The organism is Arthrobacter sp. FW306-1B-F12A (genome assembly GCF_058781865.1).
On record NZ_JBYSXD010000050.1, the window covers coordinates 24,852 to 35,110 of the forward strand.

General features: G+C 64.0%; 9 protein-coding genes and 1 pseudogene. 9 read left to right on the forward strand and 1 reads right to left on the reverse strand.

From position 1 onward, the window contains the following. Positions 1 to 10: 10 nt before the first annotated feature. From AC3WJU_RS18860 to AC3WJU_RS18880, 5 genes are all read left to right on the forward strand, one after another. On the forward strand, positions 11 to 1,702 hold the full coding sequence (locus AC3WJU_RS18860; protein ID WP_332603259.1) for a ribonuclease J: 1,692 nt from the start codon (positions 11 to 13) through the stop codon (positions 1,700 to 1,702). A gap of 171 nt (positions 1,703 to 1,873) precedes the next feature. Next, complete coding sequence (locus AC3WJU_RS18865) at positions 1,874 to 4,744, forward strand: FtsK/SpoIIIE family DNA translocase (RefSeq protein WP_307053500.1); 2,871 nt, start codon at positions 1,874 to 1,876, stop codon at positions 4,742 to 4,744. 9 nt (positions 4,745 to 4,753) lie between these two features. Continuing rightward, positions 4,754 to 5,356 (forward strand): CDP-diacylglycerol--glycerol-3-phosphate 3-phosphatidyltransferase, encoded by a 603-nt coding sequence (pgsA, locus tag AC3WJU_RS18870; RefSeq protein ID WP_307053499.1) that lies wholly within the window; start codon positions 4,754 to 4,756, stop codon positions 5,354 to 5,356. Beyond that, the gene (locus tag AC3WJU_RS18875; protein ID WP_306962853.1) at positions 5,353 to 5,856 is read left to right on the forward strand and encodes a CinA family protein; all 504 of its coding nucleotides are present in this window, start codon (positions 5,353 to 5,355) and stop codon (positions 5,854 to 5,856) included. The genes pgsA and AC3WJU_RS18875 overlap by 4 nt, the downstream gene beginning before the upstream one ends. A 132-nt stretch (positions 5,857 to 5,988) precedes the next feature. Next, a complete protein-coding gene (locus AC3WJU_RS18880) occupies positions 5,989 to 6,441 on the forward strand; it encodes a helix-turn-helix domain-containing protein (RefSeq protein WP_059387810.1) in 453 nt (150 codons plus the stop codon). Between the two features lie 72 nt (positions 6,442 to 6,513). Here the strand turns inward: AC3WJU_RS18880 and AC3WJU_RS18885 are convergent, their stop codons facing one another. Beyond that, the gene (locus tag AC3WJU_RS18885) at positions 6,514 to 7,011 is read right to left on the reverse strand and encodes a MarR family winged helix-turn-helix transcriptional regulator (RefSeq protein ID WP_284989330.1); all 498 of its coding nucleotides are present in this window, start codon (positions 7,009 to 7,011) and stop codon (positions 6,514 to 6,516) included. A gap of 41 nt (positions 7,012 to 7,052) precedes the next feature. On the opposite strand from AC3WJU_RS18885, the gene AC3WJU_RS18890 reads away from it, so the two are divergent. The 4 genes and pseudogenes from AC3WJU_RS18890 to AC3WJU_RS18905 form a co-directional block, all read left to right on the forward strand. Then, a complete protein-coding gene (locus AC3WJU_RS18890) occupies positions 7,053 to 7,292 on the forward strand; it encodes a DUF3046 domain-containing protein (protein WP_059387808.1) in 240 nt (79 codons plus the stop codon). Between the two features lie 241 nt (positions 7,293 to 7,533). After that, the gene (gene recA, locus AC3WJU_RS18895) at positions 7,534 to 8,583 is read left to right on the forward strand and encodes a recombinase RecA (protein WP_059387807.1); all 1,050 of its coding nucleotides are present in this window, start codon (positions 7,534 to 7,536) and stop codon (positions 8,581 to 8,583) included. A 64-nt stretch (positions 8,584 to 8,647) separates the two neighbouring features. Continuing rightward, complete coding sequence (locus AC3WJU_RS18900; RefSeq protein ID WP_306962856.1) at positions 8,648 to 9,223, forward strand: regulatory protein RecX; 576 nt, start codon at positions 8,648 to 8,650, stop codon at positions 9,221 to 9,223. Positions 9,224 to 9,351: 128 nt separating this feature from the next. After that, a pseudogene (locus AC3WJU_RS18905) lies at positions 9,352 to 10,259 on the forward strand (lytic transglycosylase domain-containing protein); the annotation flags it as partial.

Genomic DNA, 10,259 nt, shown 5'->3' on the forward strand with positions numbered 1-10,259 from the left:
GTAGCGCATTATGACCCAAACCGCCCTTCCCGGACTTGTCACCCCGCCCAAACTTCCGCAGGGAACACTCCGGATTGTGCCCCTCGGCGGGCTGGGGGAGATCGGCCGCAACATGGCCGTTTTCGAAATCAACGGCAAGCTGCTGGTGGTTGACTGCGGCGTGCTCTTCCCTGAAGAGACACAGCCGGGTGTCGACCTGATCCTGCCCGATTTCTCGTACATCGAGGACAGGCTGGATGACGTAGTTGCCATCGTCCTGACGCACGGCCACGAAGACCACATCGGCGCTGTGCCGTATCTTCTGCGCCTGCGCGCGGACCTGCCGTTGGTCGGTTCCCAGCTGACGCTTGCCCTCGTCGAGGCCAAGCTCCAGGAACACCGGATCAAGCCGTACACGCTGACGGTCGCCGAAGGGCAGGTGGAGCAGTTCGGCCCCTTCGAATGCGAATTCGTTGCCGTCAACCACTCCATTCCGGATGCCTTGGCCGTCTTCATCCGCACTGCCGGCGGCAACGTCCTGCACACGGGCGACTTCAAGATGGACCAGTTGCCCCTCGATGGCCGCATCACGGACCTGCGCCACTTCGCCCGCCTGGGTGAAGAAGGGGTGGACCTGTTCATGGCCGACTCCACCAACGCGGATGTTCCCGGCTTCACCACGGCGGAAAAGGAGATCGGCCCCACCTTGGACCGTTTGTTCGGCCAGGCCAAGAAGCGGATCATCGTTGCCTCCTTCTCCTCGCACGTGCACCGGGTGCAGCAAGTGCTCGACGCCGCCGCCCAGCATGGCCGCAATGTCGCCTTCGTGGGCCGGTCCATGGTGCGCAACATGGCTATCGCCGCGAAACTGGGCTACCTTGACGTCCCGCCGGGAATCCTCGTGGACATCAAGAACATCGACAACCTGCCGGACCACCGCGTGGTCCTCATGTCCACGGGCTCGCAGGGCGAACCCATGGCGGCACTGTCCCGGATGGCCAACGGTGACCACCGCGTGGTGGTGGGCCAGGGCGACACCGTTATTCTGGCCTCGAGCCTCATCCCCGGCAACGAGAACGCGGTCTACCGGATCATCAACGGGTTGCTCAAGCTCGGCGCCGACGTCGTGCACAAGGGCAACGCCAAAGTGCATGTCTCCGGACACGCCGCTGCGGGCGAACTGCTCTACTGCTACAACATCCTCAAGCCCCTGAACGCTATGCCTGTGCACGGCGAAACCCGTCACCTCATCGCCAACGGCAACCTGGCGGAGGACTCCGGCGTGCCCTCGGACCGCGTCATCCTCAGCGACAACGGCACAGTCATCGACGTCAGGGACCACAAAGCGAATGTTGTTGGCCAGGTGGAAGTGGGCTTCGTCTATGTGGACGGCTCCAGCGTGGGTGAAATCACCGACGCCGACCTCAAGGACCGCAGGATCCTCGGCGACGAGGGCTTCATCTCGGTCATCACCGTGATCAACCGGACCACCGGCAAGATCGTCTCGGGCCCGGAAATCCACGCCCGCGGCGTGGCCGAAGACGATTCCGTGTTCGACGAAATCATCCCCAAGATCAATGCTGCCCTCGAAGACGCGGTGCTCCACCACGCGGACCACACCAACCACCAGCTCCAGCAAGTCGTGCGCCGCGTGATCGGCACGTGGGTCAACCGCAAGCTTCGCCGGCGCCCCATGATCATCCCGTTGGTTCTGGAAGCATAGCCCGGACGGAGAAGACTCCGAACGGCCCGGTTCAAGCGAACCGGGCCGTTCGTGTTTGAAGGCCGGCCCGCCGCGGAACCAGGTCCGCGGATTGTTCTACAGGGGCAACATGGCTCCTCCGTTCCCCTGAAATCCGCGGCTTTCCGGACGGCTTGGGGTAGCGTGGCCGATATGGCGACTCGTACTACCTCCGCGCCTAGAGGCAGCTCCAACAGCAAAACCAGCGGCTCGGGCAGCGGCCGGACCCCGGCCAAGACCGGCAGGAGCGGCACAGGCGCGGCCCGCGGCAAGCAGGCCGCCGTCGTCGAACCCCAACAGCCCTGGATCCTGCGTGTGCTTGCGGGTGTCTGGCTGGGAATCGGGCACGTGGTGGGTGCGGGGGTCCGCCGGATCGGCCATGACGTCAGTGACCTTGATCCCGCCGACCGCCGGGACGGCGCCGCCCTTTTCAACCTGGCTCTCGGTGTCTTCATAGCAACCTTCGCCTGGTGGGGCTTCAAAGGCTGGTTCCCGGACGTTGTCTACAGCATCGTGAACGGAACCTTCGGTTGGGTGTCCTTGCTCCTGCCGCTCATGCTTTTTGTCTGCGCCTTCCGGCTCTTCCGGCAGCCATGGGACAGCCGGGGCAACAACCGCGTGGGCATCGGTTTCCTGATCATGACATTCGCCGGAACCGGCTTGGCCCACATCATCGGGGGCCAGCCGACCGTCGCCGACGGCTTCGATGGCCTCCGGCGTGCGGGCGGGATGCTCGGTTTCCTCGCGGCATCGCCTCTTGCCGCCATCCACCCTGCCGTACCCGTCCTGGTCTACGGTGCCTTGGCGTTCGTCTCCCTCCTGATTGTCACGGCCACGCCCTTCGGCGCCATTCCCCGGCGTATCCGGGGCGCCTACGAGCACCTCATGGGCGTCGATCTCGTGGATGCCGGCTCGCAGCACGACGATTCCCACGACCGCAGCTACCTTTACGAAAACGAGGCGGCCGTTGAGCCAAAGAAGAAGCGCCGCAAGCGCTTCTTCGGCAAGGACCACGACGACGACCCCACACTCGAGGGCTATGTGGGCGACGAAGCCTTCGAGCACGCAATCGTCGACGACGATGCCCCTCCCGCGAAGGGCGGGCCCGCCGTGCCGCCGGGCGTGCGCAGGCCGACCCAGGCTGAAATCGCCGTCGAGAAGATCAAAGCCGCGCAAGGTCTTGGAAGTGCACAGGGACTCGGAAGCGCGAAGGCGGTTGCGGACAACGCCACCGAAGCGATCCCCTTGGTCGCGCCGGCCGCCGCCGTTCCACCGGTCATCGTGCCTTCGGCACCGGTCAGTCCACCACCGCCCCCGACGCCGATCCCGCAGCGCACCGAACAACTTTCGCTCGCCGGGGACGTCACGTACACGCTGCCGTCCTCCGACAACCTGACTCCGGGCTCCATCCCGAAGGAACGCACGGAAGCGAACGACGCCGTCGTGGCCGCCTTGACGGACACGATGCAGCAGTTCAACGTGGACGCCACTGTCACCGGATTCAGCCGTGGACCCACCGTGACCCGCTACGAGATCGAACTTGCTCCCGGCACCAAAGTGGAGCGCGTCACTGCCTTGTCCAAGAACATCTCCTACGCGGTGGCATCGAGTGATGTCCGTATCCTCAGCCCTATTCCGGGCAAGTCTGCCATCGGCATCGAGATCCCCAACACGGACCGCGAGACCGTGTCCCTCGGCGATGTCCTGCGCAGCCAGAACGCCAGGCGGACAGACCACCCCATGGTGATGGGCGTCGGCAAGGACGTCGAGGGCGGCTACGTCGTCGCGAACCTCGCCAAAATGCCGCACTTGCTCGTGGCCGGTGCCACAGGTGCCGGTAAGTCGTCGTTCGTGAACTCCATGATCACGTCGATCCTGATGCGTGCCACACCCGATGAGGTCCGCATGGTCATGGTGGACCCCAAGCGCGTGGAACTGACCGCGTATGAGGGCGTTCCGCACCTCATCACGCCCATCATCACCAACCCCAAAAAGGCCGCCGAGGCACTTCAGTGGGTGGTGCGCGAAATGGACGCCCGCTACGATGACCTCGCCAACTACGGCTTCAAGCACATCGACGACTTCAACAAGGCGGTCCGCGCCGGCAAGGTTCTGCCGCCGGTCGACTCCAAGCGCGTCATCAAGCCGTACCCGTACTTGCTGGTGATCGTGGACGAGCTCGCCGACCTCATGATGGTGGCCCCGCGCGACGTCGAAGACTCGATTGTCCGCATCACCCAACTGGCCCGTGCTGCCGGCATCCACCTGGTCCTCGCCACCCAGCGTCCGTCCGTTGACGTCGTCACCGGCCTGATCAAGGCCAACGTCCCTTCGCGTATGGCGTTCGCAACGTCCTCCGTCACCGACTCCCGCGTGGTCCTGGACCAGCCCGGCGCGGAAAAACTCATTGGCCAGGGTGACGCCCTCTTCCTGCCGATGGGCGCTTCCAAGGCGATGCGCGTGCAGGGCGCCTGGGTCACCGAGTCCGAAATCCACCGCGTGGTGGAACACGTCAAAGGCCAACTCAAAGCCGTCTACCGTGACGACGTCGCACCCGAGGCGCAGAAGAAGCAGATCGACGACGACATCGGAGACGACCTCGAGGTCCTGCTCCAGGCCACCGAACTGGTGGTCACCACGCAGTTCGGCTCAACCTCGATGCTGCAGCGCAAGCTCCGCGTCGGCTTCGCCAAGGCCGGCCGCCTCATGGACCTGCTCGAGTCGCGCGGCGTCGTGGGCCCGTCCGAAGGTTCCAAGGCCCGCGATGTCCTGGTCAAGCCCGACGACCTCGCTCCCGTGCTGGCAGCCATGAAGGGGCAGGATGCTCCGGCTATCCCCGACGCGCACACCGCGGCGCTGAGCGACAACGCGAACGCGAACATCGCCGTCGGCGGTTACGCCGAGGACTTGGTCGCCGCCGATCTCGAACGCCGCAAGCAGGCCACGGAGTACCACGACGGAGCAGATGGCATCGATGACGAGGACGACGGCGGCGAAGACGCCTGGTCATTGACCGGACGGTAGCCTAGAGGGGTGACTACATCCGACGGCAGCAAAGCCGGTTCCAGCAGCTCCGATATCTGGAACCTGCCCAACATCCTGACGATGCTTCGAATTGTCCTCGTCCCGTTCTTCGTGTGGTTCCTCTTGGCGGACAACAGCCAGCACGGCATTTGGCGCTGGACCGCCGTTGTGGCCTTCGCTGTGGCGATCTATACGGACAAGCTCGACGGCGACATCGCCCGGAGCCGCAACCTCGTCACCAACTTCGGCAAGATCGCGGACCCGATTGCCGACAAGCTGCTGATCGGATCGGCACTCGTTCTCCTCTCGGCGCTGGGGGAGCTGCCGTGGTGGATCACGATCCTCATCCTCGTGCGCGAATGGGGCATCACCGCCTTGCGCTTCTTCGTCATCCGCTATGGCGTGATGCCGGCCTCGCGGGGCGGCAAGCTAAAGACCGTCATCCAGACCGTCGCGATCTTCCTCTACATCCTGCCGCTGAATTCCTTCGCGCCGTGGCTCGTCAGCGTGGCCTTCTGGGTCATGATCGTCGCACTCGCCATTACAGTGTGGACCGGCGCCGAATATGTGATCGAAGCCGCAAAGCTTCGCTCGGCGGGCAAGCGCGCATGAGCCCCACCGCTGATGAGGCGGCTGCGTCCGCCGTCGCCCTCGCCATCGAGCGGGGCGTTACCGTGGCTACCGCAGAATCCCTGACAGCCGGAATGGTTGCCGCCACCCTCGCCGACACTCCCGGCGCGTCAGGCATGCTCCAGGGCGGGGTGGTCGCCTATCAGAATGCCGTCAAGGCCGGAATCCTGGGGGTCTCCGAGGAGTTGCTGTCCGCCGTCGGATCCGTCGACGCCGGAGTGGCGGCGGCCATGGCCGACGGTGCCAGGCGCGCGTGCGGGGCCGACGTCGGGGTCTCCACGACGGGGGTTGCGGGACCTTTGCCGCATGACGGGAAGCCGGTTGGCACCGTCTTCATTGGCGTCGCCACGCAGGGCGGAGCTGCGGCCCATGCCTACTCCTTTCGGGGAGATCGCCCAAGTATCCGTGCGCAGGCGACCGCGGCCGCACTGGAGCGCTTGTTGGAGTGCCTTGTCCATGCCGACTTACCGCACGTAAAGTAGCCGGGAACAAAAACAGCGGCCCAATAGTTGTTACATTGTGTCGCCCCGGAATGGCCGGGGCGCCTAGGATGTAAAAAACAACCGGTGCACCCGCAAGGTGAACCGGCCTCACGAGGGAGCAAGGCGATACAGATGGTTAAGCAGCCCGTATCCATAAACGGCGTTGTCCGCTGGAAGGATGTGGGCTTGGCCGAGAAGGCACCGAGCGAACAGAAGGAGCGCAAAATGGTTGTACTGCGTCACGAAATTGGTGATGTCCTGCGCGATGTCCGCCAGCGCCAGGGCCGTACGCTCCGCGAAGTCTCGCACAGCGCCCGCGTTTCCCTTGGCTACCTGAGCGAAGTTGAACGCGGCCAGAAGGAAGCATCCTCAGAGCTGCTGTCCTCGATCTGCTCGGCCCTGGACGTTCCGTTGTCCGGCATGCTCCGCGAGGTCAGTGACCGGGTTGCCGTCGCCGAAGGCGTCGCTGTTCCGGACACCGTCCCGCAGGAATTCGCCCAGCGCTATGGCCGCGATCTCGATCGCGAGCTCAGCGCCGAACTGAACGACGACTTCACCCAGGGCATGCTCTCCGGAGCCCGCTAGGCGGACCTGAAGTAAAGAAGGAGGGCCTCCAGCTGGAGGCCCTCCTTCTTGGGCTTTTGTGGCCTGGCGAGGTCAGTCCTTGCCGATACCTTCGCCATACGCGGCGTTGAGCCGTTCAATGTAGTCAGCAAGCGTCTGGATTTCTTCCAGCGGCCATTCACCCAGGCGTTCCCGGAACACCTGCCGGCGTGCGTCCTGGACCTGGTGCATCTTTTCTTCGCCCTTGGGGGTGAGCCGGATGGATTGTGCGCGGCCATCCTGAGGGTCGGCCTCTTTGTAGACCATGCCGATGCTTTCCAGGAACGCGATCTGGCGGCTCACCGATGGCTTCCCGACACCGATGCACGAGGCGAGCTCCGTGAGGCGGATTGGCCCCTCTTTCCGGATGATCGTCAGCAGTCCGTAGGCGGCTGGTTCCATGTCGGGATGGACCTGGCGGGACAACTGGTGGGACAGCGATCGTGCGCGTCGCCAGAACATGCTCAGCTGGTGTTCCACCTGCTGGAGGGCGGCGTCGACGTTGTCGCCAACCTCCACCATCTCTGGCGCGTCGTCGGGAGTGTTGCTCATGACAACCATTCTAGAGTCCGCTCCCATGAGAGACTCTATTGGTGCGGATCAGTGACTTCTGGCGGCTGATGGACGATGAATTCGGGGCTGGCTACTCCCGGGTCCTCAGCAGCTCCCTTGTATTGGCCGGCGTCGGCGGACGGACGGCAGACGACGCCTTGGCAGCGGGCTACAGCCCCCGCGACGTCTGGCTTGCCCTGTGCGACGTCCAGGACGTTCCGCCGGAGCGACGGCTCGGCAGGGATATCAAGCCCGCCGACAAGGGTTCCCGGACGTTCTGAGTTCCGGTTCCTGGACGGACACGCCCACAAATTTGTTCGAATATCTGTTCGGATGAGGCTATGCTCCTATCAGAGGAAAATTGGTCCTGACGGAGCGGTTTCCGTGTCATTCGAAGCCCGTAGTTGTCCACATAGACGAAGTCGTACACAAAATTGTCAGCGGCTCGTACTAGCGTCGGATGAGACAGGAAAGCGGCCGTTCAGGCCAGTCCACAGCGAGAAAGCATCAGAGGTGTGAACCATGGCGGCAAACCAGGATCGTGAGAAGGCGCTCGAGGCAGCGCTTGCCCAAATCGACAAGCAATTCGGCAAGGGCTCCATCATGCGCTTGGGTGACGATATCCGTGCGCCCATCGAAGTCATTCCCACTGGTTCCATCGCCTTGGACGTCGCCCTGGGAATTGGCGGCCTGCCGCGCGGCCGTATCGTGGAAATCTACGGCCCGGAATCCTCGGGTAAGACCACCGTCGCGCTTCACGCTGTGGCCAACGCCCAGCGCCAGGGCGGCATCGCAGCCTTCATCGACGCCGAGCACGCCCTCGATCCCGAGTACGCGGCGAAACTGGGCGTCGATACCGACGCGCTGCTGGTTTCGCAGCCGGATACCGGTGAGCAGGCCTTGGAGATCATGGACATGCTGATCGGCTCCGGCTCCTTGGATATCGTCGTGATCGACTCCGTCGCCGCATTGGTTCCCCGCGCTGAAATCGAAGGCGAAATGGGCGACTCCCACGTCGGCCTCCAGGCCCGCCTTATGAGCCAGGCCCTGCGTAAGATCACCGGCCGGCTGAGCCAGACCAAGACGACTGCCATCTTCATCAACCAGCTCCGCGAGAAGATCGGCGTTTTCTTCGGTTCCCCGGAGACCACCACCGGTGGCAAGGCCCTGAAGTTCTACGCGTCCATCCGCATCGACGTCCGCCGTATCCAGACGCTGAAGGAAGGCGCGGATTCGGTAGGTAACAGGACCAAGGCCAAGATCGTCAAGAACAAGATGGCTCCGCCCTTCAAGATCGCGGAGTTCGACATCATCTACGGCCAGGGTATTTCCCGCGAGGGCGGCATCATCGACATGGGCGTCGAGCACGGCATCATCAAGAAGTCCGGTTCATGGTTCACTTACGACGGTGACCAGCTGGGCCAGGGTATGGAGAATTCGCGCCGTTTCCTGCGGGACAACCCGGAGTTGGCTGCGGACCTCGAGCGGCTCATCAAGGAGAAGCTTGGCGTCGGAGTAGTCAAGCCTGCCGAAGCCGAAAAATCTCCGAAGCTGAAGGCCGTTGACGGCTAAGCGCCAGGGCCGCTCCCGTTCCTCAAGTTCTTCCCGGTCGTGGGGCCCGTCTGCGGATTCGTCCGTGGCGGCGGACCCTGAGGCCAATCCGGAATCGGTAGCCCGGTCCATTGTTTTGCGGCAACTGACCAACTCGCCCAAGAGCAGGCTTCAGCTTGCCCGCAAACTGGCCGAACGGAACGTGCCGGAGGAGGTGGCCGAAGCCGTTCTGGACCGCTTCGAGGAAGTCCGGCTCATTGATGACGCCGATTTCGCCGAAATGTGGGTCCGCAGCCGTTCCCAGTCGAGGAAACTCGCCCGGGGTGCCTTGAGGCGCGAATTGGCGGACAAAGGCATCGACACGGAAACCGCGGAGCAGGCGCTCGCGCAAGTGAGTGACGACGACGAGCGGAACGCGGCCAGGGATCTGGTCGCACGCCGCTTGAGGGCCGGGACGGACCTTTCCGACAGGGCCGAGCGGGACAAGCAAACCCGGCGGCTCGCGTCGATGCTTGCCCGCAAGGGTTACCAGCCATCCACGGCATTCCGGATTGTCGGCGAGGTCTTGGACGAAACCTTGGCGCAGGAGCCTGGCTCCTATGGCGCCGGAGAGTACGGCGGTCCTGAAGCACGCGGTCCTGAAGCAGAGGACATCGGCTAAACGGTGTCTCGGAGAAACTGAGAGCTGCCTGTGAGTATTGTCCCCGGCGGCGGGGTTGGGTGGCTTCTGGGTGCCTGTCGGCTAAGGTTCTGGACTAGTGTTCCGAGTCGGGAGGCAGGTCAGATCCAATGAATCCGTTGTCGCTACGGCTTTCGGCAATCATTGTGCCCTTGCTTGTCGCGTCGCTTCTCCAAGCAGGCCCGGCTTCGGCGGACGACGATGCCCCGCCGTCGGGCTATCCCAGCTGGGCAGAAGTACAGCAAGCCCAAGGGAACGAAGCTGCCGCAAGCGCCGAAGTAGACCGCATCAACCAGTTATTGGCTGGACTTCAGCAGAAATCCGGAGAGCTCGGCGCGGCGGCCATCAAGGCCGGAACTGAGTACGCCAAGGCCCATGACGCACTGCTGCACCAGCAGGCAGTCACCCAGAAACTGGCCGAGGCGTCCCAACAGGCCAAGGCAAAAGCGGATTCCTTGAGAAAGGCCACGTCCTCCCTGGTGGTCCAGGCATACGAGTCGGGCGGCTTCGATCCCGGTCCCTGGTCCCTTGCGAACGCCGCCATCGCGCCGGACAACATTCAAAATTTCGCCTTGCTGAACAGGGTCCTGGATCGTACGGCGAAGCTGCACGATGATGCCCTGAGCGCGTCCCGGGCATCTGCCGCCGCAACCGCCCAGGAACAAGCCGCCCGCGATGTGCTGGCCCAGTTGGACAGCGACGCCGCGGCAAAGGCCCAGGCCGCAGAGTCTGCAAGGCGGGCAGCCGAAGACAGCGTGGCCGCCACGGACGGCCAGCGAAAGACCATGGTGGCCCAACTCGCGTCCTTGACCTCCACTTCTGCCGCTGTCGCACAGAAATATCAAGAAGGCCAGGTTGCGCTTGCCGCGTACCAGGCCGCCCAGGAGGCCAAGAGGGAGGCGGCGCAGCGCAAGGCGATAGCCGACGCAGCGGCAGCCGCAGCGGCCGCCGCCAACAACCAGCAAGCGGTCCAGCCGCCCATCAGCAGTGGAGGAGGCGGCGGCTTCGTAGGCGGGGG